The organism is Peribacillus sp. NPDC097675, from assembly GCF_050277655.1.
Classification (GTDB): domain Bacteria; phylum Bacillota; class Bacilli; order Bacillales; family DSM-1321; genus Peribacillus.
The window spans coordinates 1-23683 of the sequence record NZ_JBNNSK010000013.1 but is presented as its reverse complement, the minus strand read 5'-3'; the positions used below and the strand labels follow the sequence as shown (position 1 = coordinate 23683).

20 protein-coding genes, 15 tRNA genes and 1 rRNA gene are annotated in these 23683 nt (G+C 41.5%); 9 read left to right on the top strand and 27 right to left on the bottom strand.

All coding sequences use genetic code 11. From position 1 onward, the window contains the following. Positions 1-13 precede the first annotated feature (13 nt). Both ACQKL5_RS18040 and ACQKL5_RS18035 read right to left on the bottom strand, forming a co-directional pair. Positions 14-772: an arylamine N-acetyltransferase family protein gene (locus tag ACQKL5_RS18040; RefSeq protein WP_427610259.1), complete on the bottom strand. Its 759-nt coding sequence runs from the start codon at positions 770-772 to the stop codon at positions 14-16. A gap of 195 nt (positions 773-967) precedes the next feature. Beyond that, positions 968-2437 (bottom strand): aldehyde dehydrogenase family protein, encoded by a 1470-nt coding sequence (locus ACQKL5_RS18035; RefSeq protein WP_427610315.1) that lies wholly within the window; start codon positions 2435-2437, stop codon positions 968-970. Between the two features lie 256 nt (positions 2438-2693). Here ACQKL5_RS18035 and ACQKL5_RS18030 point away from each other — a divergent pair, with 256 nt between their 5' ends. Next, on the top strand, positions 2694-3359 hold the full coding sequence (locus ACQKL5_RS18030; RefSeq protein ID WP_427610258.1) for a TetR/AcrR family transcriptional regulator: 666 nt from the start codon (positions 2694-2696) through the stop codon (positions 3357-3359). 50 nt (positions 3360-3409) lie between these two features. On the opposite strand, the gene ACQKL5_RS18025 is transcribed toward ACQKL5_RS18030, so the two are convergent. Continuing rightward, positions 3410-4390: an NAD(P)H-quinone oxidoreductase gene (locus ACQKL5_RS18025; RefSeq protein ID WP_427610257.1), complete on the bottom strand. Its 981-nt coding sequence runs from the start codon at positions 4388-4390 to the stop codon at positions 3410-3412. A 174-nt stretch (positions 4391-4564) separates the two neighbouring features. Next, complete coding sequence (locus tag ACQKL5_RS18020; protein ID WP_427610256.1) at positions 4565-5404, bottom strand: manganese catalase family protein; 840 nt, start codon at positions 5402-5404, stop codon at positions 4565-4567. Between the two features lie 312 nt (positions 5405-5716). On the opposite strand from ACQKL5_RS18020, the gene ACQKL5_RS18015 reads away from it, so the two are divergent. The 3 genes from ACQKL5_RS18015 (at position 5717) to ACQKL5_RS18005 (ending at position 7472) form a co-directional block, all read left to right on the top strand. Next, complete coding sequence (locus ACQKL5_RS18015) at positions 5717-6241, top strand: DUF2243 domain-containing protein (protein ID WP_427610255.1); 525 nt, start codon at positions 5717-5719, stop codon at positions 6239-6241. Then, complete coding sequence (locus tag ACQKL5_RS18010) at positions 6228-7022, top strand: cytochrome c oxidase assembly protein (RefSeq protein WP_427610254.1); 795 nt, start codon at positions 6228-6230, stop codon at positions 7020-7022. Before ACQKL5_RS18015 ends, ACQKL5_RS18010 begins: the two co-directional genes overlap by 14 nt. 87 nt (positions 7023-7109) lie before the next feature. Next, positions 7110-7472, top strand: a complete 363-nt coding sequence (locus tag ACQKL5_RS18005; RefSeq protein ID WP_427610253.1) for a carboxymuconolactone decarboxylase family protein — start codon at positions 7110-7112, stop codon at positions 7470-7472. A gap of 53 nt (positions 7473-7525) precedes the next feature. Here ACQKL5_RS18005 and ACQKL5_RS18000 read toward each other — a convergent pair whose 3' ends face one another. Further along, positions 7526-8179 carry a spore coat protein gene (locus tag ACQKL5_RS18000; RefSeq protein ID WP_427610252.1) on the bottom strand — a complete coding sequence of 218 codons (654 nt, stop codon included), beginning with the start codon at positions 8177-8179 and terminating at the stop codon, positions 7526-7528. A 183-nt stretch (positions 8180-8362) separates the two neighbouring features. Between ACQKL5_RS18000 and ACQKL5_RS17995 the strand changes: the two genes are divergently transcribed. After that, positions 8363-8869 (top strand): DUF3231 family protein, encoded by a 507-nt coding sequence (locus ACQKL5_RS17995; RefSeq protein WP_427610251.1) that lies wholly within the window; start codon positions 8363-8365, stop codon positions 8867-8869. Between the two features lie 27 nt (positions 8870-8896). Here the strand turns inward: ACQKL5_RS17995 and ACQKL5_RS17990 are convergent, their stop codons facing one another. After that, positions 8897-9682 carry an HAD family hydrolase gene (locus ACQKL5_RS17990; RefSeq protein WP_427610250.1) on the bottom strand — a complete coding sequence of 262 codons (786 nt, stop codon included), beginning with the start codon at positions 9680-9682 and terminating at the stop codon, positions 8897-8899. A gap of 147 nt (positions 9683-9829) precedes the next feature. Next, on the bottom strand, positions 9830-10366 hold the full coding sequence (locus tag ACQKL5_RS17985) for a histidine phosphatase family protein (RefSeq protein ID WP_427610249.1): 537 nt from the start codon (positions 10364-10366) through the stop codon (positions 9830-9832). A gap of 111 nt (positions 10367-10477) precedes the next feature. On the opposite strand from ACQKL5_RS17985, the gene ACQKL5_RS17980 reads away from it, so the two are divergent. Next, positions 10478-11335: a PdaC/SigV domain-containing protein gene (locus ACQKL5_RS17980; protein ID WP_427610248.1), complete on the top strand. Its 858-nt coding sequence runs from the start codon at positions 10478-10480 to the stop codon at positions 11333-11335. 157 nt (positions 11336-11492) lie between these two features. Beyond that, positions 11493-12266, top strand: a complete 774-nt coding sequence (locus ACQKL5_RS17975) for an STAS domain-containing protein (protein ID WP_427610247.1) — start codon at positions 11493-11495, stop codon at positions 12264-12266. A 29-nt stretch (positions 12267-12295) separates the two neighbouring features. Here ACQKL5_RS17975 and ACQKL5_RS17970 read toward each other — a convergent pair whose 3' ends face one another. The 3 genes from ACQKL5_RS17970 to ACQKL5_RS17960 form a co-directional block, all read right to left on the bottom strand. Continuing rightward, complete coding sequence (locus ACQKL5_RS17970; RefSeq protein WP_427610246.1) at positions 12296-12754, bottom strand: hypothetical protein; 459 nt, start codon at positions 12752-12754, stop codon at positions 12296-12298. Between the two features lie 61 nt (positions 12755-12815). Further along, positions 12816-13127, bottom strand: coding sequence for a hypothetical protein (locus ACQKL5_RS17965; protein ID WP_427610245.1), 312 nt, complete (start codon positions 13125-13127; stop codon positions 12816-12818). A gap of 114 nt (positions 13128-13241) precedes the next feature. Further along, complete coding sequence (locus ACQKL5_RS17960; protein WP_427610244.1) at positions 13242-14381, bottom strand: zinc-dependent alcohol dehydrogenase; 1140 nt, start codon at positions 14379-14381, stop codon at positions 13242-13244. A gap of 677 nt (positions 14382-15058) precedes the next feature. Here ACQKL5_RS17960 and ACQKL5_RS17955 point away from each other — a divergent pair. Both ACQKL5_RS17955 and ACQKL5_RS17950 read left to right on the top strand, forming a co-directional pair. Next, positions 15059-16147, top strand: coding sequence for an ATP-binding protein (locus ACQKL5_RS17955; RefSeq protein ID WP_427610243.1), 1089 nt, complete (start codon positions 15059-15061; stop codon positions 16145-16147). 47 nt (positions 16148-16194) lie between these two features. Beyond that, complete coding sequence (locus ACQKL5_RS17950; protein WP_427610242.1) at positions 16195-16695, top strand: phosphoribosylanthranilate isomerase; 501 nt, start codon at positions 16195-16197, stop codon at positions 16693-16695. 126 nt (positions 16696-16821) lie between these two features. Here the strand turns inward: ACQKL5_RS17950 and ACQKL5_RS17945 are convergent, their stop codons facing one another. From ACQKL5_RS17945 to rrf, 17 genes are all read right to left on the bottom strand, one after another. Then, positions 16822-21774, bottom strand: a complete 4953-nt coding sequence (locus tag ACQKL5_RS17945) for a S8 family serine peptidase (protein WP_427610241.1) — start codon at positions 21772-21774, stop codon at positions 16822-16824. 409 nt (positions 21775-22183) lie between these two features. Next, positions 22184-22264: transfer RNA gene (locus tag ACQKL5_RS17940), tRNA-Leu, on the bottom strand. Positions 22265-22274: 10 nt separating this feature from the next. Next, positions 22275-22348 (bottom strand) — tRNA-Cys (locus ACQKL5_RS17935). An 8-nt stretch (positions 22349-22356) separates the two neighbouring features. Continuing rightward, a tRNA-Gly gene (locus ACQKL5_RS17930) sits at positions 22357-22431 on the bottom strand. Positions 22432-22434: 3 nt separating this feature from the next. After that, a tRNA-Gln gene (locus ACQKL5_RS17925) sits at positions 22435-22509 on the bottom strand. Positions 22510-22546: 37 nt separating this feature from the next. Next, positions 22547-22622: transfer RNA gene (locus tag ACQKL5_RS17920), tRNA-His, on the bottom strand. A 14-nt stretch (positions 22623-22636) separates the two neighbouring features. After that, positions 22637-22710 (bottom strand) — tRNA-Trp (locus tag ACQKL5_RS17915). A 7-nt stretch (positions 22711-22717) separates the two neighbouring features. Beyond that, a tRNA-Tyr gene (locus ACQKL5_RS17910) sits at positions 22718-22801 on the bottom strand. A 16-nt stretch (positions 22802-22817) separates the two neighbouring features. Beyond that, positions 22818-22893 (bottom strand) — tRNA-Thr (locus tag ACQKL5_RS17905). A gap of 7 nt (positions 22894-22900) precedes the next feature. Beyond that, positions 22901-22976 (bottom strand) — tRNA-Phe (locus ACQKL5_RS17900). Between the two features lie 12 nt (positions 22977-22988). Beyond that, a tRNA-Asp gene (locus ACQKL5_RS17895) sits at positions 22989-23064 on the bottom strand. Positions 23065-23069: 5 nt separating this feature from the next. After that, positions 23070-23143 (bottom strand) — tRNA-Met (locus tag ACQKL5_RS17890). A gap of 85 nt (positions 23144-23228) precedes the next feature. Next, positions 23229-23304: transfer RNA gene (locus ACQKL5_RS17885), tRNA-Val, on the bottom strand. A gap of 11 nt (positions 23305-23315) precedes the next feature. Continuing rightward, positions 23316-23390, bottom strand: a tRNA-Glu gene (locus ACQKL5_RS17880). Positions 23391-23399: 9 nt separating this feature from the next. Beyond that, positions 23400-23491, bottom strand: a tRNA-Ser gene (locus ACQKL5_RS17875). A gap of 4 nt (positions 23492-23495) precedes the next feature. Continuing rightward, positions 23496-23570, bottom strand: a tRNA-Asn gene (locus ACQKL5_RS17870). 9 nt (positions 23571-23579) lie between these two features. Further along, positions 23580-23683 (bottom strand): 5S ribosomal RNA (gene rrf, locus ACQKL5_RS17865); the annotation flags it as partial.

Below are 23683 nucleotides of genomic sequence, written 5' to 3'. Positions count from 1 at the left end.
TCAGTGAGTACTATTAATATAAGTCCTTAAGTTCCTTGAACCTAGTTTCATCAATTCCTTCTTTCGTCATTTTCCCATCCTCCCATTTCGTAAAGGAGGTTTCCGTTAATGTGATACTCCCATTTTCCGTAAGTCTTGTCATTAACGGACTCTTGTTAAATGGCGATTGGGGATGTTCCCTGATAATCGTTTGTACTTCGTCCAATTCCATGATTTGTTCTACGGTCTTTTCTGTATCGAAGGCATACCCTATTCTCCACTCGGTGTCTTTATGATTCAGCTTCAGTTCAAGAATATGGTCACCATGCTCGCTATCCACCTTTTTCACCCGGAATTCTCCATTTTTAGAAAACACGATTTCCCCGGTTAGTGGTACAGGTTTCAATGGTAGATTCGCACCAAATCCCGTGTCAACTAGATAGGTTTCACCCTCATGAATCAAAAGGATTGCCACATGGGTTCTTCCGATGGTCGACCATCCTTGGTTATAAATCACACCACGGACCAAATAGACATCAAAGTCATTCTCCGCTAAAAAAAGATAGAGGGCCGCATTCAATTCATAGCAAACTCCTCCCTCATTCCTAATGAGCACTTTATCAGTAATGCTTTCTTCGCTGATAGCGCTTGAGTGTTCGGCCAGAACCGATGAATTTTCAAAGGGAATCGTCTTCGCAGTTTTATCGAGAATGTTTGCTAATCTTTCAAATGTGACCTTTTCATGTTCCGGAATTCCTATCCTTTTTCGAAACAAATCATTTATTTGTGCCATAGTTATACTCACCTCATTGACATAGTTTAATTTAGTTAAATGGGTCTATACGTTTTATATTAATAATACCTGACCTACCACGAAATTATCCGTCGATATATAACCAAGTCCTTTTCCATGCTTATGTATCCTCAAAATGCATATGCACAAAAACATCCAAAGACGTAACTCTTTGGATGTTTTTTCTCGAACAAATTATTTTAGTCTATTAATGAATGGACCATAATTTCGGCGGTCATGTTGGACCGACAACCATTTTAATGTCGTGAATTCTTCAAGGACCCATTCACCGTTGAAACGGCCAAGGCCTGAATCCTTTTCGCCACCGAAAGGCATATGTGGTTCATCATTAACGGATTGATCATTCACATGAATCATACCTGTATGGATTTTATGAGCTACCTGTGTACCGCGTTCAAGATTAGAAGAATGAACAGAACCACTTAGGCCATATGGATAGGCATTAGCCAGTTGAATTGCCTCTTCATCATTTTCAAATGGAATCAGGATCGCAACCGGTCCAAAGATTTCATTTTCAGCAAGCGGCATCGAGTTTGTAACTCCCGTCATGACTGTCGGCTGAAGGACATTTCCTTGAGCTTGCCCACCTAGGCGGATTTTAGCTCCTTGTTCAACGCTTCCTTCTATATCTTTTAAGATACGGTCCACTTGTTCACGATTGATAAGAGGCCCTACGTTCGTATCCTCTTCCGCAGGATTTCCGTATTTTAATTTTGCTGCCTGCTGGATGAATCGTTCAGCAAATTCATCATAGATGTCTTTATGGACAAAAATCCGATTAACTGCCATACAAATTTGTCCCTGATGATAAAATTTCCCGAATAATGCCGAATCGACAGCCTGGTCGAGATTAGCATCATCGAGCACGATGAAGGCATTATTGCCTCCCAATTCCAATGCTGTTTTCTTCAACCCACGACCTGCAAGCTCTCCAATATGCCTACCCACTTCAGTGGAGCCTGTAAACGAGATGAGGCGTGGAGCCGGGTGAGTGACAATGTCATCGCCAATTTCAGATCCGCGTCCGACAATGACATTCAATAAACCTTTTGGAAGGCCTGCCGCTTCAAAAATGCTGGCAAAAATCAAACCGCCAGTGACTGGTGTATCCGTTGCCGGTTTGATAACGACTGCATTTCCCGTTGCCAAGGCCGGTGCTATCGAACGAATTGCCAGATGGAAAGGGAAATTCCAAGGGCTGATGATACCGATTACTCCTAGCGGATTTCGATAAACACGATTTTCTTTTCCAGGTACTTGTGAAGGGAGGATTTTCCCTTCCATTCGATACGGATAGGTGGTCGCTTCTTTTAAGATGTTAAGCGAAGCATGAAATTCAGAAGTAGCCTTCATGTAGGTACTTCCTGATTCTTTGATGATCCAATCCATGATCACGCCTTTGTTATCCTCCATGACAGTGATGGCTTTTTCCAAGATGCCCCGCTTAACTTGTGGAAGTTCGGTGGCCCATTTTTCCTGTGCAAGGGTCGCTGCATCATAGGCCCGGTTCAAATCTTCTTTCGTAGCCGCCTGAATGGTGAAAAGCTCTTCCCCGGTAAAGGGATTCACATTCTTCATGGTTTTTTCGCTGTTTCCTTTTTGCCATTCTCCATCTATATACATACGTGTAAAGTCTGTATTCATCATCTATTACTCTCTCCTTCAAAATCGCGATAATTTATCTTATCTTACACTGGGATCACAAAATCAATCCGCTTTGCAAACTGACCTGCGTAAGACATCAAAACTCCAAATATCATTTTAGACAAAATAGTTTAATATAGTCTAAAGTGTTTATATTGATACTTTATACCTCTCGTACCTATTTGTAAACTAATCCGCCTTGGGCATCATGAATCGGATTATGATATAATTTTCGGTATTGAAGGGGGTGTCGTTTTTGCGAAAAATCGCACCTGAAGAAAAACGATTAATGAGAAGATCCTATGTAAAGAGGATCATGAACGTGGTTCGTACAAAAGGGTTTCTATCCTTGACCATTTCCGATATGGCCAAATTGATGAATATGAGCCGGGCTTCTTTATATAATTATTTTTCATCAAAAGAAGAGATCCTTTTAGAAGTAATCGAATGCTACCTTACCTATATTCACGAAGCTGATCAAGTGATTGCCGATGAGTCGTTATCCTATCAGATCCGTCTTCAAAAGGTGTATGAACAAACAGTTTTATCAGCGCTTTATGCCTCTGACATTTTCATGAACGATCTCCAGGTTGGCTGTCCCTCCCTCTATGCAAAAAAGATGGATGCGAGAAAACAACGCTTGGATACCGTCCACTCATTCTACTCACAGGGAATGGCAGCTGGCTTGTTCAATCAACTGAACCCGAAGGTCTTGATCATCCAAGATGAAGCCGCACTTAAAGTCCTGACCAATTCGTCCTTCTTATTGGGGGAAGGCCTTTCCTTGAAACAGGTCCTATATGATTATTACGAAGCGAAGAAAGTACAAATCCTAAAACCTGAAGCGATATCCAGTGAAGTAGATGAACATATTCATGAAGTTATCGAACGAATTCTACGAAAACTTTCGTCCACATTTTAATACTACAAACAGGCTGACCAAGATCTATTTCCTGGTCAGCCTGTTTGCTTCTATTCACTTACCTTCATGACTATTTTTCCTGTATTCTTATTTTCTTCCATATATTGGTGTGCGCCTTGGATACTATCAAATGGGAAGACTCGGTCTACTATCGCCTTGACTTTGCCTTGTGTGAAAAGTGGCATTGCTTTCTGAACGAATTCTTCCGTCAGCTCCTTTTTATACTCATCGCTTCTTGGAGTTAATAATGTGCCTTTCAAATGAACCCTTTTTAGCAATAAATCCATCAGGTTCACTTGATTCACCACTGTTCCACCCAGAATCCCGATTAACACCCAACGACCATCTGTCTTTATGCTTCTAAGATTTTTCTCCCAGTAGGATGCACCGACAAAATCAAGGATGACATCCACACCCTTGTTATTGGTCGCCTTCAGGACCTCTTCGTCGAAAGATTGTTCTTTATAGTTGATACACACATCAGCCCCTAGTGAACGGCAAAAATCCAGTTTTTCTTCCGAACCGGCGGTTGTAATGATTCTCGCTGAGGTCATCTGTTTTGCCAATTGGATTGCAGCCGTCCCGACGCCGCTCCCTCCAGCATGAATCAATACCGTGTCTTGATCGTTTAATTGACCCAACCAAAACAGTGTTTGATACGCTGTCAGAAACACTTCCGGAATCGCAGCGGCTTCTTCGTACGACAGGGTATCCGGGACTAGCATTGCCCTGTCAGCAGGCATGACTGCATATTCTGCATACCCACCGCCATTAACAAGGCCCATCACCCTTGTTCCTGGTTTGATATGGGTTCCAGCAGCAGCTTCCACCACTTCACCCGCAACTTCTATACCAAGAATAGGATTTGTCATATACCCCGCTTTTCCTTCTCTCGCAACGATATCCGTTCTGTTGATTGCAGATGCCTGCACCTTGATCAACAATTCGCCAGAACCGATAGGCGGCTTAGAAAACTCCTCGAACCGTAATTGTTCGGCTCCCCCTGGTTGTTTTACTGTCACTGCTTTCATTATGAAATCTCCCTCCAATCAGTTTGTGGATATATGCTACTCCAAATGAATGCGGCATGCAAATGATTGAATTGCCCCATTGAACATACTAATCAACAATGACCCTTTCAAGAAACCTTCCCAAAAAAACCTGCCCCCCTCGAGGGACAGGTTACAAAACCCTATAATAAGATCTTATTTTAATACTGCTTTTCCATCCAGGTCATGATGCAGTTCAGCAGCAGGAACTTTCGGATTAGGAATTTGACCTTTTGCCACTGGTTCTGCTACATAGACAAAATCACCCGTTCCATCTGGTGCGCTTCCTGTCGCCCATAGACCTTCTCCCGATTCTTGACCTTCTGATAGATTCCAGAATTCATACGCTTCCGGTTGAGACTCCAATTCCGCTTCCGGTGGGAATGAAGCCGGTACAACGACACCATTCTTCTCTTCTAGCTCTGCGATAGCCGCCATCCATTGATATTGGTGATAACGATCACGTGCCAGCATCTTCCGGAATGTGGCACGGACACCTTCATCTTTGGTCATATGATATAAGCGTGCTACTTGTAGACGACCTTGACTCTCTGCATGCAGATTTGAACGCATATCTGCCAATAAATTACCGCTTGCTACAATATAAGAGCCGTTCCAAGGAACGCCATTGGAGTTCGTTGGCAGTCCACCTAGTCCGCTTACAAGTAGATGCTGGGGATTGATGCCACCCATGATAGCAGCTGTTGCAGGATCTTTCGCCGCTTCTGCTTGGTCTTCCGGAGAAGCTCCGTCTAGTAATTGGCTTATAAGCGAACATAGCATTTCAACATGTCCAATTTCTTCTGTACCGATGTCCATTAGCATGTCCTTATATTTTTCTTCTCCCCGACAGTTGAAACCTTGGAATAGATATTGCATCATTACTGTCATTTCACCAAACTGGCCACCCAATACCTCTTGGATTTGACGGGCAAGCATCGGATCCGGACGATCTGGTTTTACTTCAAATTGCAATTCCTTTTGATGACGAAACATTAAAAATTCCTCCTTTAGTTTTACTAGATTCTTTTATAGTTGGTTCCTAATTATGAATTTCTCGTTGTTGTTCGTTGTGATGACTCCTTCCGAATGAACGAGTCTTACCACGCACGCTAATTTACTACCCGGCTATTTACTCTCTAAAACCCTTAAAATCCTTATAAAAAAAGTTATGAAAACTGGATAATTAAGGGGTTCATTTGGGGTTATGGGTGGTATAGTAGAAACAATATGCAAGTGGCAAATATTACTATACATAAAGATAGAAACTGAACGGAGAAAACCTATATTCACTCAAGGAGGATACAAATGGACGTTAAATCACGCCACCATAAGAATAAAACCATGTCGGAAAATCGCTATATTCATTCATCCCGCAATCTATGGTCCGGCATCTTGTTCGGCATCGGTCTCGTTGCATTCATAGATGAAATGGTTTTTCATCAACTCCTGCATTGGCACCATTTTTATGATAAGTCGACAACAAATATTGGCCTGGTTTCAGATGGGTTGTTTCATGCCCTGAGCTGGTTTGCGACAATCGGATCTTTATTCATGTTCGCAGATCTTCGAAGGAGGGGTGCAATGTGGTTCAAAAGATGGCAAGGCGGTGTGTTTCTTGGAGCGGGCGCATTCCAATTATATGATGGTCTCATCCAACACAAACTAATGCGATTGCACCAGATCCGCTATGATGTGGATATCCTCCCCTATGACTTGGTTTGGAATATAATTGCTGGGGCATTGGTGGTGATGGGTGCCTTTATCGTCTATCGTACAAGGCGAGGCATGATAAACAGTTCGAAAGTGGCCGACTCACATGAAAATGGATGAGCACATGCACCATGTCAATAGCGGACCGAATGCTGGACTCCCTCTAGGGATCCTACTTGGCGTATTGCTGGTACTTTATATCGCAGCGATAATTGTATCTAACCGGCAGCATAAAAAATGGCCGCTATATCGGACAGCCTTTTGGATATTTGGAACGGTTTGTGGAGCTGCATCAGTCATGGGGCCCATCGCGGATAGTAGTCATATGAATTTCACCGCCCATATGGTCAGCCATTTGCTCCTCGGCATGCTTGCTCCACTGATGATGGTCATGGCTGCACCCATGACTCTTCTTCTGCGAACACTAAAAATAGCTCACGCAAGACGTCTTTCTCGCCTGTTGAAGGCGTGGCCAGTACGTATCTTGGGCAACCCCATCACCGCATCCATCTTGAATATCGGAGGGCTTTGGGTTCTTTATACGACCGAATTGTATACGCTCATGCATCAACAAAATTTTCTATACCTATTGGTGCATATCCACGTCTTCCTTGCCGGCTACCTATTCACAGCAAGCATGATTTATATTGATCCCACTCCACATCGATTCAGCTTCCAATTTCGGACAGGGATTTTCATCTTGGCTTTGGCCGGACATGGCATTCTATCCAAGTACATCTATGCCAACCCTCCAAGCGATGTCATGAAAGTACAGGCGGAAGCGGGAGCCATGCTTATGTATTATGCTGGAGATGCCATCGACCTGGTCCTTATCAGTCTCCTCTGTTTTCAATGGTATAAAACGGCTAGACCTCGCAAACCATTATTGATGGATCCTTAATCCCTTACTGTTTTTATGTTTAATCATTTCCGTTTGGCTCATACTAATTTCTAGGAAAAGAATATTAGGGATGGAGCTGAATGGAACTTGGAATTTGACGCAAAGAATATGACAGAAGCCGCTCTTCATGACTATAAAGCTGGTATTGGATCATTTACTAGTAAGATGCCTGAACTCGCAACAAAGTTCAATTCATTAACCGAAGAGTGCTTTAAAGAAGGCGTACTATCAAAAAAGGAAAAACAACTGATTGCATTGGGAATTAGCTTGTACTCCCAAGATGAATACTGCATCATCTATCATACGAAAGGCTGCCTTGATCAAGGGTGTACGGAGCAAGAAATATTCGAAGCAATTGGAGTAACGATCGCATTTGGTGGCGGTGCAGCAATGAGCCAAGCAGTCACACTGATTCAAACGTGCATCCATGACTTTAATCAACTCAAATAATAGGAAAAGGCGAGCATACGTCATGCTCGCCTTTTCCTATTATACATATCAAATCAATGAGTCATATTATTAGTGGGATTGGTTGGGTTTCCACTTGCAGGTGCAAATGAATTCAGCATTTGCTGCATATCCTGCTGTGAAAGCTGAGGTACTTGGTAATAATGATGTTTATTTTGATATATCGAAATTTCATATGCCATCTCAATGCAATTCGGAACGGAATCGGCGATGACCCGACGTAATACTGGATTGGTCATCTCTAAGGCAGACATTGCCTTTAATGTTGCACTTGATTTCATGGCCCCTAGCATTAAACCAGATACACCTTGGTCATTAATTTCTGAAACCGACTGATATGGCTTCTTAGGCTGCGATGGTTTTAAGCCATATATAAAATCATTCCCTTGATTCATATTATAGCTTTGCGTTGGTACAGAAGGTTTTTGACCCGTCTGGAATGCTTCTAATGAAGTATTGTACTCTTGTTGGATAAATTGGTATTGACGATCTAGGATATCCAATAATTCTTGATCTTGTACATGTTGGCGTAGCAACATATACGTGTCCATGACACCGATTGTCCCTGCTAATACTTCGTGGACATCAAAAAGTTCATGACCGCCATGGTTCATTTGCGGTGGTACCGCACCTGTTTGCATATTTTGATGTGTTTGGCCTTGGGGTTGGTTCTGATTTGAATTTTGCATGTGCATCCCCTCCTCGTATTTCTGTTGGAACAAATATTAGTATGGTTAAACGATTTGGGAATATTCATCCTTCCCGCCTTTGGAAACAACTTCGTCTAAGAAAGGTCCGTTACGTCCCATGATTATAAGGAGATGGAAATGGGGTACATTACAATATGAATGCTATATTTAAGGAGGTAGATGATGGGAATATTAAGTGGAAATCCAAAAGATGAACCCATGCACTATGGAGAGGTTTTTGGAGCGTGGACCTATTTAGCAACGGCAAAGGGATGTGTGGCTAATCATCAAACCTTACTGAATCACGCAGGTGATGAGGATTTGCGGAAATTGATAGAAGAAACGATTGAACAAAGTAAACGAGAAATCACACAAGTCGAGGAACTATTAAAAGAAAACGGTGTTGGTTTACCTCCAACACCACCTGAACGTGCAAAGGTCAATGTAGAAGACATTCCTGTTGGTGCCCGCTTTCAAGATCCTGAAATTGCGACTTCCATATCCACGGACATGGCGGCAGGTTTAATCGCTTGCAGCAATATGATTGCCCAATCCGTACGTGATGATGTCGCTGGAATGTTCGAAGAATTCCATACTGAACATTCAGCAATGGGGGCTAGATTCCTTCATTTGAACAAGAAAAAGGGATGGTTGGTCCCCCCTCCGCTTCATTATAATAAATCAGAATAAATACCCCCTTATTCAAGGGGGCTTCACTCATTTCAAATTATCAAGAATTGGATAAAGTCCCTCTAAATGCGTGATTTCATAAGTAGGCTTGACTTCATTCCGCTCCTTGTCGTGTCGATTGATCCAAACCGATTGGATGCCGGCCCTTGTTGCACCAAGAATATCCGTCATTAAATTATCGCCGACCATAAGCACTTCATCTTTATCAAGTTCCATGACCTCCAGCGCATGTTCGAAAATGGAAGCATCCGGTTTCCCTCGTCCAAAGGCTCCAGAAATGATGATTTTATCGAAATAAGGGACCAGTTCTGGCGTGATCTCTAGCTTCGTATTTTGAAGCTCGGGTGAACCGTTCGTCAATAGTAACAGTTTATACTTTCCTTTCAACTCATCTAACACCCTGAAAGATTCTTCATAAATAAACGGTTTTTTTCTTCTCTCCTCCGGGAATCGTTCTGCAAGCTCCGAACCGAATGCTGGATCATCGATGCCGAATGCCTTCAATCCCCTTGTCCAAGCCTCTTTCCTGTATGTCGGCACAATCTTGGCCATTTTCCGGAATTCATCATGATCATCTTGAAAATCCCCCCAAAGTCCTTCGAAAGGGTTGATGCCAATCATCTGCGTAAACGCGTATGTATCATAGGAAGAGTAAAGTTCACGAGCTTCCTTGCGTACAGCATCTTCAAATCCATCAACATCCAGGCCATACTTCGCCCTCGCCACTTCACATGTTGCCACAAAAGCCTCTTTTACACTTTTCTGATCCCAAAGTAATGTATCATCTAAATCAAAAAAAATTGCCTTCACCAAAATGCTCCCTCTTTTCCTACCAATGAATTCGCAAAAATTAAACTATTACAATAATAAACTACAACGATTAGAAAAAGAATAACTATCGGGGAAATTCGCTACATCTTTTTTGGGAAGTTAATATACATGGAGAATCAGACGTATACCTTATGATTTTTCGAACACATATAACTTCCCATTGCTAGCAATCCTGAACTTCGGACCTGCGAATCCCCTTCGAATCAACTCTTTCCTCATATAAACCATGAGGGCTGCATGACTCACAATCAAGGTATCTTCCTCTCCTTTTGCCAGGATTTCATCCAATGCTTGATTGATTCTTTTTTTGGCTTTCCTAATCTCTGCCCTCGTTTGCTTGTTCATGAATGAAGAACATCGAATCCAGATGGCCCAAAAAATGAAGGGAAGTTTCACCTTTCCCTTAAGAGGCGGAGAGGGAATTTCCCGAAGTTCCTTCATTTGAATGACTTCACCTACATAAACATCCTCAGCAGTCTTCACGGCTCTCGACATATCACTGCTATAACAAGCCTTCCAATCCACGTCCGAAAGCTGGGTTTCCCCATAAAGAATATCCGCTTCATCATAATCCTTGAACCATTGCTCCATGAAATCCGCCGTCACATACTTTCCGGATGGGAAATCATGCGCTACTTTAAAATGCCGTACAAGTCCGATTTTCATCCGAATCCCCTCCTATCTATGTAATATACTTGAAACGTAAATGACACTATCAAATTCATCTAATCCCGTATATAATGGAATTGTAAAAAAATAACACTAGGAGGAATACTCATGTGGCCAATTAAAAACATCTCAAAGATCGTCCTCGCTACCATACTAGCTTTTTCAACCATTTCATACTTCCTGCTATCTACTGACTCTGCTTCCGCTGCCACTACCGAAAATGCCACGGTCAATACGAAGGACAGTGACTTAACCGTCAGAAAAGGTCCTGGGACCAACTATAAAAAAATGGGCTCGTTAAAGAAAGGCAAATCCGTGACCGTCTATTCGAAAACTAAATCTGGCTGGTCTGAAATCCGTTACAATGACAACAAAGCCTACGTATCTACTAAATATCTTCTATTCAGCCCTGTGAAGATCACCAAGAAAAAGTATAAGAATATTAGTGATCTATCGTATCCGCAAGTATCAGGACTAAAAAATAATAAGGCCCAGGATAAAATCAATCAAACTTTCACCAACCATGCTAAAAAGGCTTATAAATCGTATCTAAAAGGACAACAAAAGGATAAAGAAGACTATGAGTATAAGACCATATATAAAGTGAAATACAACCAAGATGGAAAACTGAGCATCCTCCTCTACGATTATATATATGAGGGTGGAGCACATGGCATGGCCGTGGTTACATCGTATAATTTCAAAGTTTCTTCCGGTAAACAAGTGAAGATAGCCGATATCCTCACATCGAAACAGAAATATACGAAAGTACAGAATTACGCTTACAAATACATGAGCAAACACGATGAATTTTACGTCAAAAAACAAAGTGATGTTCCCGTAAACAAGAACTCACAATTTTATTACACCAAGGACGGAATCTATCTCATATTCCAGGAATATGATGTAGCTCCCTATTCGGCTGGTAATCCTTCCGTAAAGATTCCAAGCTCAATTTATAAATGATTCAAGGGTATAGGAGCAGCTACTTCGCTCCTATGCCTTTTTCCCATCCTTTTTTTAAAAAACTGGCTACCCCATGATAAGAATAGACAGATTGTTCACAATCTGTTACGATTTCAGGCGAGCTATCTTAAGAATTCGCACAAAAGGGGTATTATCCATGTCAGATATTCTGAAAAACGTTAACACTTACCATCTACTGGACAAAATAGAAGAAAACATTTTTATAACGGATGCCGAACATACCATTATATGGGTTAATCTACATGCGAAGAATCTCCTAAAAACTATCGGTCCCTATGTGGGCATCAACAATCCCGATCAATTCATTGGCCTTAACGTCAGTACCTTTCACGGGGAACGACAGAATAAAATCCTTCAGGATGGTCCTTTTCCCCATTCTGCACAGATTGTTCTTTTCAAGAAATTCAGTGCCAATATCGTCGTCGATGAAATACTGACCGAAAATGGAAAACGAACAGGCTTTATCCTTTCATGGCAAGATGTCACGGAATACGAAGATACGATCAAAGAAGGCAAACAGCTACTAATGGAAATTGATACGCCGATTATCCCCACCGTCCACGATTCTACGGCTTTAGTGCCTATCATAGGAAAAATGACACCCGACCGCTTAGAAACGATTCAGTCTAAAATATTAAATTATTGTACAACCCAACAAATCGAATATATTATCTTGGATTTCACTTCATTTATACACGACTTTGATATGTTCGAATTAGATGGCATCAACAAGATATTCAAGGCCTTGTCTCTCATGGGAGTGGAACCTGTCGTGGTAGGAATTGGCCCTAAACTGGCGCAATCAATTCTCCGGACCCGGATCGATATCAATTTTCGTCCCTTTAATTCTTTTAAACAGGGAATGCAGTACATCTTGGATATCAATGGATATAAAATGCTTAAAGAATAATAGAGAAGGCTATGCGCCTTCTCTATTATTTATTTTCCACATTGAAATTCCGTAATCGTGCAAATCTTTCTGAACTTATATTTACCGCTCAAGTCGCTGAACTGGTAATTCTTCAATACAGTTTCAAGCTGATTTTTCAACTTATCTTCCATCATATAAGATTCAACTGTTTTTTTCCAATTTTCGTGTCCAATCAAGGACTCGAACGGTATCGTATCCAACACCTCATCATAAATCTGGATGCTCTGGTCAATGCCGAAGCTACCATAAATGGAGCCATTCTCATCTGCGAATATATGCTCCGATTCCAACTCCTCCACCAGAACCTCTAAAAACCCCTTTGACTGTACAGGACTGATGGAAATCTCCGCTTCCGCCTTAACGGGACCGAATCGCTTATCGACGATGTCAATCGTCATTGTCACGTGTAAAGGCTGATACGTATCCACCACTTCTGAACATAATTCTGCAGCCGTATTAACTAACATGAAATCTTCCCCCTTTTTTCACTATCATTATATAATAAGACACCCTTTTTTCATTCACACATTATTCAAGATCACTTAAAACGGTATCCTTCTTTAATACCAGCTCGTCCTTTTCTATATCATAATAATAGATTTTGAACGTTTCTTCCTCACTTAGCTCCGTTCTGCCAGACAGGACACCGAAATGTCCATTTCCCAAATCAACCATATTGGAATATTTGAACTGAGGATACACATTCATTCCTGACCCATCATCATCTGGATAGTCTAACGTCAGATTATTTGAGTCTCCGGATACCACGATCGTAATGATGATGAAGACTATCAATGTGATTCTGATATTCCTTAGTTCACGTGCATAGGCATCAATCATTTCCCCCACCCCTTTTATATGTAAATATACCATTTTTCTTTGCATAAAATCCAAACTACCCATGCCAAAAAAGCCAATGAATACTCACATTGGCCTTTTTGGAACATCTATTTTTTATGGCTTCAATATAACTTTAATGCATTCATCTTCATGGTCGTTAAAGATTTGATACGCAGCACTCGCCTGATCGAGCGGAACTTTATGGGATATAATTTCGGTCGGATCGAACTCGCCTTTTGTTATCTTATCGAAAAGCATAGGCATGTAATGAATGACCGGCGCTTGTCCCATTTTCAGATTGATGTTTCGCTCGAACAGATTACCGAGTGGGAACATGTTGTATTTCGAACCGTATACACCTGTCAGTTGGATTGTACCGAATTTCCTCACTGAGTTCATGCCGATTTCGATGGCACTTAACGTTCCACCTTGTAGCTTAAGTTTTTGCTCGATCGCTTCAATCGGTGATTTCTTCCCATCCATCCCAACACAGTCGATGACGATATCCACCCCACCTGAGGTGATTTCTTTAATATAAGCACCCATGTCGTTATATTCATCAAAATTATACGCTTCCACCTTATTCATCTGCTTTGCCCGGTTCAGCCGATATGGGAGGTTATCTATGGCGATTACTCGCTTGGCGCCTTTCATCCAGGCAAACTTCTGGGCCATTAAGCCAATCGGGCCACAGCCTAGAACCGCCACCGTGCTACCTTCTTTCACTCCCGCGTTCTCCACGCTCCAATAAGCTGTCGGGAGCACATCCGACATGAACAAGAGCGCCTCATCTTCCAGTTCACACGATTCCGGAATTACAAACGGCATGAAGTTTCCGTACGGCACCCGCAAATATTCCGCCTGACCACCAGGGTAGTTCCCATAACGCTCGGTGAAACCAAAATATCCCCCTGTATCGATTTCCTCATTACGATTGGAATTGTCACATTGACTTTCCATGTCATGTTCACAATAATAACAATGACCACATGAAATATTGAAAGGAAGGACGACCCTATCGCCTTTCTTCACCTTCGTGACCTCGGGACCGACTTCCTCGACGATACCCATTGGCTCATGTCCAATGACATAATCCTTATGCGTCGGCAATGCTCCCTGGTAAATATGTAAATCCGATCCACAAATCGCCGTCGATGTAACCCGCACGATGATATCATCTTTCTGCTGAAGTGTTGGATCCTCCACCTGTTTTACTTTTATATCCTTTGCTCCTTGAAAAGTTACCGCCTTCATATTCAACCTCCTAAAAATTCTTGTTACTTTTTTATACCCAGCCATCTTACTAATATGTCCCATATTTTAAAATTTCGATGAAAATTTTGTAAAAAAAAAATAAACCCCGGCGATTCCTAGAGGTTTACAAGCATGTCTGTCTTTTAATCTTAATTTCTATTAACTTTCTTTGTTTCTTGTACCCTACCTGGATATACATCCAGATACTTTGTCTATGGTAGTTTGCTTTTCATCCGAATTTCAGAAAAACCTCATTAAGAGCGGAACCTGTAAGCCTACATTTTCTTCTGCAAATTGACGGTATTTTATATGGAACCATGAACCTGCATTCAGTTTAAAGTCTGCTAACAATAAATTTTTCACCTAGCCTGTACCGTTTGTTATACGGTCGTAAAGAAACGGTAATTGGACACAAATGAGTAGAAATTCCCTTTAGCCAACTATTGCGCATGTTATGGAACATACTCGCTTGATTTCTGATTTACAAAAATGTAGGAAAGGATTACTATTGACTAAATAGTAATTTTTAGAATATAAGGTGATGTATGTTAAAAAACCATCAGTATTTTCAAAAGCAACAACGATTCATTCTAAAGAGTTTTATGAGTGTGCTCTCTTTTTTACTTGTAGTCGGTATCTCCATATCTCCAATAAGCTGGAAGAACGACCCTGTTGATATGGCTATACAAGTTGTCCTGATTTCCTGTATCATCCTGTCTTTATTCTTTTTCATCAAAAAAGAAGAGAATAAATGGAAAACGACCTTCATTCTTCTCATCACCATTTATTTATATCTTAAATTTTGGGTGTTTCCTAATACCGCTATCATGATGGCCTTATTCGCAATGGCTCCCCTGATTCCCATTTTCTTATTTGATAAAATTGGATTTTACATTGTCGCTACTTCTAATCTCATACTCGGCCCGGTTTTCATCTATGTTATTTCTCACACAGATTTACAACATACGTATAGATACGTCTCACTTGATAGTTTCGGGAATATAGTGAATTTTATCGCTATCCAAATCATATTGGCCTTTGTCTTTATCAGCACCCGCAACAGAATGAATTCAATAAATGCCTTTCATAACGAATTGCAACAAGCCAAGCAATTGGATTCGGTCGGTCAGCTAGCTGCGACCATCGCCCACGAGATAAGAAATCCGATAACAGTTGTAAAGGGATTTGCACAGCTATTGCATCAAGAAAAGGAAATGAATGAAACCGAAAAATTTTATGTACAAACGATGCTTACGGAACTCGAATTCACACAAGTCATAATCAATGACTATTTATCATTGGCAAAGCCCCATACGGATAATGTCGAGGTCATCCAATTGAATCAGGAAATCCAAAAAACTTCCGACCTTTTAACCAGTTTTGCTAACAATCGAAATATAGGCTTCCAACTTATATTCAAAGAGGATCTCATTATAAAGATCAACCCTATAGAGCTTAAGCAGCTACTGGTCAATATCATGAAAAACGGGATTGAATCCATGAACAATCCTGGTTTTATCACTGTGGAGACTAGTCAAGAGCGCAACATGGCAAAAATAAAAATTACAGACACCGGCATCGGACTATCCAAAGAACAACTTGAAATGATTGGCACCCCCTTTTATTCACTTAAAGATAGGGGAACCGGCGTTGGCTTGACCGTCTGCTATAACATCGCCCGTAAATACAAGGGGGAGATTATCGTAAAAAGCCAAGTGAATATAGGAACATCCTTTATTATCTATTTCCCTCTCTTTAAAGAGTAAGTTCAATCTAGCAAGAAACTCTATTAACTTTTGTGAGGGGTTAAACTATGGGCCAACTAAATAAGTTTGATATATTTCTACAAATAGCAAAAAAATTAAATGAGAAAAATATCATTCCTTTATTAATGGGATCCGTTGGGTTAGAAGAAATCACCATGAAAGATTGGGATTCGAAAGACCTGGATATACATGTACCTGGGGATAAAAGAGGGTGGGAAGTCCCCGCTGAAGTAGCTATTGATAATTGGGAAGATATTATGGACCTGATGGAAAGATTGGGATTTGAATTAATTGATTTACATGAACATGAATTTGTGAAAAATCATGTTTCCGTTGAATTTGGCATTATTGATACATTACCTGAATTTGCAGGTATTATGTTAAAAGATCTGCAGATGCACACGGTAGAAGGAGCTCATTATTTTCTACTTACAGCAGAGCAATATTTGAAAGTATATCAAGCTTCTACGCAAGATAGCTATCGATTAGAGCAAAACAATAGTAAAGATTTTGAGAAAATAAACTATTTAAAGTCCATTTGTAATTGAAACCGTTGTCTTTCCTACGGCTTGTATAGTAAATATACAGTTCTTCATTAGGTTTTGATGGCTAAAATAAAACATCCTCCAATATTTCTACTGGAGGATGTTTTATAGTGGAAAAGTATATGGTTATTATTTCTCCACTTTTACTTTTGCCACTTTTGATTTATTTTTCGCTGCATCCTGAACGATAACAAGCAATGTCGTCTCGGCTTTTTGTTTTGGCACCTTGATTGAGAATGTACCTCTCGCATTGACTTTACCCGATGCTACCTTAACTTTTCCTTTAAAGATAGTGACGGTTGCCTTTTTCTCCGCTTTTCCTTTTACGGCAGTTGATTTAGTTGTCACCTTTTCTACAATTGCCGGTTTAGGCGCTGTGCGGTCTAATACAATTCCTGTTTGTTTCGCCATATTACCAGCTTGATCCTTGACGATTAGTACCCATTTCGTATTGGCTGGAAGTTTAGCAATTTTTAATGTATACTTGCCATTTTTATAGGAAGGCTTTGTATACGTCATGCCCTTTGCCGTGAATGTCATGGTCACATTTTTTTCAGTAACAATCGTAACAGCATTCGTCTTATCTGTAACTGTAATCGGTTTAACGGTTGGCGCGGTGCGATCAAGCACGAGTATCGCTTTTACTTTACTTGCCGTATAACCTTTCAGCGTCGCAGATAGAGATAGTTTCATACCTGCTTTTTGCTTGGCAATCTTCATTGTATAGTGTCCATTCTTATCTGCTATTGCCGTATTAATCGTCTTTTTACCATTTTTCAGGGTTACAGTCGCTTTAGGCGTCGTTTTTCCTGTGACCACAGTTGTACGGTCGGTTATTTGAGAAACAGTTGGAACCATTACCTCTTCTTTGATTTCTGGAAGTGGTGGTTCCATTTCAGTGTCTTTTCCTATTTGGAATGCACCAGTATTTCTGGCTGATAGGATGGGGCCTTTGGGACTCGCAGCCAGTGCTAGCTCTGCACGATACCGGCCGTCTTTTAGTGATAACTCTGTATCATGAATATGTCCATAATAATCAAGACTTGCCTCTTCGAATACCTTATTTTCCTCTGCATCGTAAATACGCAATACAGGCTTGACGCTTGATGCTGAAGCCGTTGTTTCACCATGACTAATCGTATAGTCGCTCTTCACCGCTTTTTCGACAATTTGTCCATTCGCTTGTTTTTCATAGGCAACGAGTGCATCGTCAGCGATGCTATAGTCCGTTGATTGGTTGACTAATACCGATGATACGGTATTTCCATATGCATCCTTGATGGATGTATGGCCGGAAAGCTTGTCTCCCTGAAGCAGCTTCGTTTTTGCTAGAGTAATATTCGCTTTGAAATCCCCTCCAACCTGCCAATTGACTTGCTGACCTTTTTGGAATGTCTGATCACCTTTTGATAGGAAGTAGTTCCAAATCGTATTTTTTGATTCATTGTCACCAAAGCCTAGTTGAACTTGTAAATCCATCGCTAAGTTAGATGGTACATAAAAGGTATGACCCACGCGTAATGTTTTTATAAAAGAATGACTATATTCGTTGTACGGATAAATAATGGCCCCGCGCACATCGCTGTAACCTGTTGCGTCAGCTGAGATCTTCATTTGGGCTAATTTCTCTTTATCGAAAACAACTGTATTCGTTTGGCCATCTTTTACTTGTACATTCGGCTCAAGGAAATAATAGTTATCTTTCTGATTGTTTTCATCTGGCAAGGAAACATAGTTTCCTTCCATGACGAAGTTTCCGGGTTCTAGATAAACTGAATCATACTTATAATTTTGTAAATTATTCGCCGTGACATATGATGTTCGACCACCAATCGTAACGGGCTTTTTAATCATCCACAGTCTCGTGGATATACTATCAAGCTTTTTATCCCCGTCCATTGCCGTCACGGCAACCTTTTGCATATTTGCCGGGATGGATATCGTTTTTAATTCATCTAAACTAGTAAACTGTCGGTAGATATACGAATACTCACCCGTTGGTTGCACATAACGAATGATCGCAACATTACCATTTTCTTCATCGCTCAATTCTAGATTACTTGGTAACGACAAGCTTTTCGTCGTATCTGTATTCTGACCAAGTGATTGGACCCATTCCAAATCGCCATCTTCAGTCTTCTCTAAGCGATTGATCGTAATGTAAGATGCCACATTACTTCCTTCTGCATTTTTCACTTGCATGGTCGTGCCTGAATCCTGCATATCAATATTGATTGATTTGTATAAGCCCTTTTTCGCTAAAGGATTTTTATCTAACGACAGTGAAATTTCGTATTTTCCTTCCGTCACATCTGAACTGCTTGTGACCCAGAAGGAATAGAAATAATATTGACGATTTGCTGGGTTGGTCGCGTTCTTTGCATGACTATCGAGCATTACTTTACTATCAGATAATCGCATAACCTTATATTTCGAATAAATATCGCCAAAGTTAATGGCTTCAATCTGCGCTTCATCATCAGCTGTGGTCACGGTTTTTCCCGTATTTATATCTTTTTTATATAAAGCATCATCAGAATGCAATGAACCTCTGTACATACCTGCTAATTTATTGCCATAATCATCACCAAATGTTTGCTTCGTATAAAATGCCTTATCTAGCTTATAGGCGATATTCGGATAAGGACGTTCGATATACGTTAAGCCACGTTGCTTGTAGTACTTTTTGAGCGATTCTTGATCGGGTTCGAAATTTGTAATATCAATGGAGCCACCCGCTTTAATCACTGTCTTTTTATTTTTTTTGATAACGGCTTTTGTTTTATCGTTGGCAAATACATATACCCAATTTTCTTGTCCATCAGGATCTTTCACTTCCGCATCGACTAAATAATCATACTCACCAGGCGTTACAAAGAACTTTTGCCCAGTGATGACTTCATCAGACCCGATAGCCTCCGAAATAGCATCATTATATAAATACAACACGCCATTTTCTAGCCCTTTATCAAGATTATCAATGGCAACTTCCCCGGCATCACGACTGTCAAAATTCAAAGTCTTTGTACCGTTCCCAACCTCGGCGGCTGTGTTTGATAAGAAGTAGGTTTTCCCCTCGACCTTATGGTAAGAGAAAATATTATATGCTCCCTTATCTAAATAAACAGTCGGTGTCTCTTTCGCACCCTCCTCATTGATCATCGTCGTTGAGCCTAAAGTCTTTTGATTCGCATCCTTCATGGCGATGAAATATTGTGCGCCTGGCAAGTCTTTACCTTCTTCATCCAGCGTATTCAATGTCACTGGTACAGTATTTTCACTTTTTAAAGTAATCGCTCCAGATGAAGCCACTTCACGTGAATACATGAACCAAGTATTCCCTTTTGACGTATCGAATTTCCCCTGCACAACAACTTGTAGGCTTTTTAAATCCGTTCCCACATGGCTCGGTACACGAACCGTACCTTCTGTATCTGTCGTACCTGTCCATAATTCATTGTAGCTATAAGCATTAGCGTCATCTTCTTGTTCAACTTTTTCATACAGTTTAACGGATGCACCCTTGGCAATCGTGTCGCTTGGCGTTGTAACGGTGAACATGTAGCCTGATTGCGGTGAATTTACAACCTTCACGGACGTTTGGTCACGGGATAACTCATTGCCATTCGAATCAACTGCAACGGCAATGATTTGATGTGAACCATCTGTTACCTTAGTCGTATCCCATTTAAATTGTGTAGAGGTTTGTCCTACTGCCTCAACTTTGCCAATTAGATTTGTTTCTTTTACTTCATCTGTATAGAAAATTGTTTGGCTTGTGTTCGTATCATTGATGGCTAATTGTAAAGTCGTATTGCCAACAACACTCGCATTATTTTTCGGCAGAAGGAATGATAATCCTGGAATCTCCACATCATCCGCTAACGCAGCTTTCGCATTCAGCTTACCATGGCCCGTTTTTTCATCCCAGCCCTCTTCATTCAAATCCGTGGCTGTTGAAGTAATGGCCTCTTCCACCTGACCGGCTGTAGCCTCCGGATGGTTCAGCTTATAAAGCGCCGCAACAGCAGCGACATGTGGTGCAGCATAAGATGTACCAGAACCTGTGGAGTAGTGGCCTTCCTCAATTCCTAAATCACCTAGTAGGGATGTACTTAAAACACTGACTCCTGGTGCCACGATATCTAAAGTACTACCATAATTAGAGCGTTCATACACTTGATCTTTTGTAGCGATGGCCCCAACTGATAAAACATTTGGAAGGGCAGCAGGGTACGATGCATCCGCATTGCCTCCGCCGTTTCCAGAAGCTGCAACCACCACGATTCCTTTATCCGCTGCATTCTTTACCGCTTTCTCAATCGTCTCACTATACTCGCCACTTAAGCTCATATTGATGACATCGACACCTTGGTCGACTGCATAATCAATGCCTTGTGCAATATTGAAGGCATCCCCTACACCTGATTTACTCATTACTTTAACAGGGAGTATCTGAACATTCGCCTCACCTGCTATCCCTGTAATTCCCTTTCCATTATTCGCTTTGGCCGCAATAATCCCGGATACGAAAGTACCATGGCCTTGGTCATCCCCTTGCCACGCTGGATCATATCCTTCAACGAATGTTTTTCCTTTTAGTACGCGGCCTGTCAAGTCCTCATGTGTATCTTGAACACCCGTATCTAGCACAGCTACTTTTACTAGTTTACTAGTATCCTTGACGTTTTCCCAAGCCCCCTGTGCATCGATAGCGCTTAAGTTCCATTGGTTTTTATAATATGTATCATTTACATCTACCGTTTCTGCAGTTTTATATGTCACGTTTTTTTCAACGTACTCGACGTTATCCAGTTTTTCAAGCTGTCTAATGGCAGTATCCGCTGCTGCTTCTTTTACACCATAAAGACCTAGTTGATTCTCCTCATCTATACCTTCAACCCCAATATTATTCATTTGTTCTTTTGATAAGGTCTTATCCGTTTTATATTTAACTATTAATTGCTCGGTTTCTGTTGTAGATCCTTCTTCTGCAGAGACCATATTACCCACTGGTAGAATTGCTGACGTAGCAAGCGTAATTGCTGCCATCGTTTGAAGCCACGTTTGTTTCTTTCTCATAAGTAAAGCTCTCCCCGCCTAATACCGAATATTGTTAACTACACAAAATCATCATAATCAAGAATGATTATCATTGTCAATTACTTTCTGAAAAACGAGATGAATATCATACCTATTACCTAGCACTCAATAGAATGTGTGATTCAAGTGTTGGGGGCAAAAAAAATAAGCCCTAGGAGGAGAGCCTATCTTTGAAGAGATATATATTTACCAATAGTCCATGCGAATAAAAATGTGAGACTGTCTCTAACAAGTATTTAGAACGTTTTCTTTCATTGTTTAGGCATAATATTTTCATGTGGAATGGATATCTTTAAACTACCTAAAGGGTATATTTCATTTTCAAAGTAAAAAAAGATCTCAACAATTTTGTTGAGATCTTTTCACTAACTAATATTCGACCGTTTGATACCCGAGGCCGGGGTCGAACCGGCACGCCTTGCGGCACTGCATTTTGAGTGCAGCGTGTCTGCCATTCCACCACTCGGGCAAAATTATGTTGGAGGCGGCAACCGGAATTGAACCGGTGATAAAGGTTTTGCAGACCTCTGCCTTACCGCTTGGCTATGCCGCCAACATTTTTGGAGCGAAAGACGGGATTCGAACCCGCGACCCCAACCTTGGCAAGGTTGTATTCTACCACTGAACTACTTTCGCATATGGCTGGGCTAGAAGGGATCGAACCTTCGCATGACGGAATCAAAATCCGTTGCCTTACCGCTTGGCTATAGCCCATTAATAAGATTAGTCATACCATTCATTTTATTATAAATGGGGCGACTGATGGGAATCGAACCCACGAATGCCTGAACCACAATCAGGTGCGTTAACCACTTCGCCACAATCGCCACAATAATAAAATTGGCAGGGGGAGTAGGACTCGAACCCACACTGGAGGTTTTGGAGACCTCTGTTCTACCTTTAAACTATACCCCTATAAAGATGGTGGAGGGGGGCAGATTCGAACTGCCGAACCCGAAGGAGCGGATTTACAGTCCGCCGCGTTTAGCCACTTCGCTACCCCTCCACGGATGGATCTTACATGGTGCCGGCAAGAGGACTTGAACCCCCAACCTACTGATTACAAGTCAGTTGCTCTACCAGTTGAGCTACACCGGCACTACTATGGTGGCTCAGGACGGAATCGAACCGCCGACACAAGGATTTTCAGTCCTTTGCTCTACCGACTGAGCTACTGAGCCAAACTAATAAAATGGCGGTCCCGACGGGAATCGAACCCGCGATCTCCTGCGTGACAGGCAGGCATGTTAACCGCTACACCACGGGACCATAGATTGCGGGGACAGGATTTGAACCTGTGACCTTCGGGTTATGAGCCCGACGAGCTACCAGACTGCTCCACCCCGCGACGGTAATAATGTTACTATTAAGCTCAAGTTTTCGTGTTAATTGTTTCATTCTTATATAGAAACAACTTGTTGCTTTTTCAAAAATGGTGGAGGATGACGGGATCGAACCGCCGACCCTCTGCTTGTAAGGCAGATGCTCTCCCAGCTGAGCTAATCCTCCAATAAGTTTTATGGTGACCCGTACGGGAATCGAACCCGTGTTACCGCCGTGAAAGGGCGGTGTCTTAACCGCTTGACCAACGGGCCAGGTATAAATGGCGGAGAGCAAGGGATTTGAACCCTTGAGACAGGGTTACCCGTCTACACGATTTCCAATCGTGCTCCTTCGGCCACTCGGACAGCTCTCCAATATGGCTCCGCAGGTAGGACTCGAACCTACGACCGTTCGGTTAACAGCCGAATGCTCTACCACTGAGCTACTGCGGAACGATATAAGCTTGGCGACGTCCTACTCTCACAGGGGGAAACCCCCAACTACCATCGGCGCTGAAGAGCTTAACTGCCGTGTTCGGAATGGGAACGGGTGTGACCTCTTCGCT

What these genes read in the sequence shown, in the direction of transcription:
- ACQKL5_RS18040 (WP_427610259.1), bottom strand. Translation starts at nt 772, where the DNA reads ATGGCACAAATAAATGATTTGTTTCGAAAAAGGATAGGAATTCCGGAA.
- ACQKL5_RS18035 (WP_427610315.1), bottom strand. Translation starts at nt 2,437, where the DNA reads ATGAATACAGACTTTACACGTATGTATATAGATGGAGAATGGCAAAAA.
- ACQKL5_RS18025 (WP_427610257.1), bottom strand. Translation starts at nt 4,390, where the DNA reads ATGAAAGCAGTGACAGTAAAACAACCAGGGGGAGCCGAACAATTACGG.
- ACQKL5_RS18020 (WP_427610256.1), bottom strand. Translation starts at nt 5,404, where the DNA reads ATGTTTCGTCATCAAAAGGAATTGCAATTTGAAGTAAAACCAGATCGT.
- ACQKL5_RS18015 (WP_427610255.1), top strand. Translation starts at nt 5,717, where the DNA reads ATGGACGTTAAATCACGCCACCATAAGAATAAAACCATGTCGGAAAAT.
- ACQKL5_RS18010 (WP_427610254.1), top strand. Translation starts at nt 6,228, where the DNA reads ATGAAAATGGATGAGCACATGCACCATGTCAATAGCGGACCGAATGCT.
- ACQKL5_RS18000 (WP_427610252.1), bottom strand. Translation starts at nt 8,179, where the DNA reads ATGCAAAATTCAAATCAGAACCAACCCCAAGGCCAAACACATCAAAAT.
- ACQKL5_RS17995 (WP_427610251.1), top strand. Translation starts at nt 8,363, where the DNA reads ATGGGAATATTAAGTGGAAATCCAAAAGATGAACCCATGCACTATGGA.
- ACQKL5_RS17985 (WP_427610249.1), bottom strand. Translation starts at nt 10,366, where the DNA reads ATGAAAATCGGACTTGTACGGCATTTTAAAGTAGCGCATGATTTCCCA.
- ACQKL5_RS17980 (WP_427610248.1), top strand. Translation starts at nt 10,478, where the DNA reads ATGTGGCCAATTAAAAACATCTCAAAGATCGTCCTCGCTACCATACTA.
- ACQKL5_RS17975 (WP_427610247.1), top strand. Translation starts at nt 11,493, where the DNA reads ATGTCAGATATTCTGAAAAACGTTAACACTTACCATCTACTGGACAAA.
- ACQKL5_RS17970 (WP_427610246.1), bottom strand. Translation starts at nt 12,754, where the DNA reads ATGTTAGTTAATACGGCTGCAGAATTATGTTCAGAAGTGGTGGATACG.
- ACQKL5_RS17965 (WP_427610245.1), bottom strand. Translation starts at nt 13,127, where the DNA reads ATGATTGATGCCTATGCACGTGAACTAAGGAATATCAGAATCACATTG.
- ACQKL5_RS17960 (WP_427610244.1), bottom strand. Translation starts at nt 14,381, where the DNA reads ATGAAGGCGGTAACTTTTCAAGGAGCAAAGGATATAAAAGTAAAACAG.
- ACQKL5_RS17955 (WP_427610243.1), top strand. Translation starts at nt 15,059, where the DNA reads ATGGCTATACAAGTTGTCCTGATTTCCTGTATCATCCTGTCTTTATTC.
- ACQKL5_RS17950 (WP_427610242.1), top strand. Translation starts at nt 16,195, where the DNA reads ATGGGCCAACTAAATAAGTTTGATATATTTCTACAAATAGCAAAAAAA.
- ACQKL5_RS17945 (WP_427610241.1), bottom strand. Translation starts at nt 21,774, where the DNA reads ATGAGAAAGAAACAAACGTGGCTTCAAACGATGGCAGCAATTACGCTT.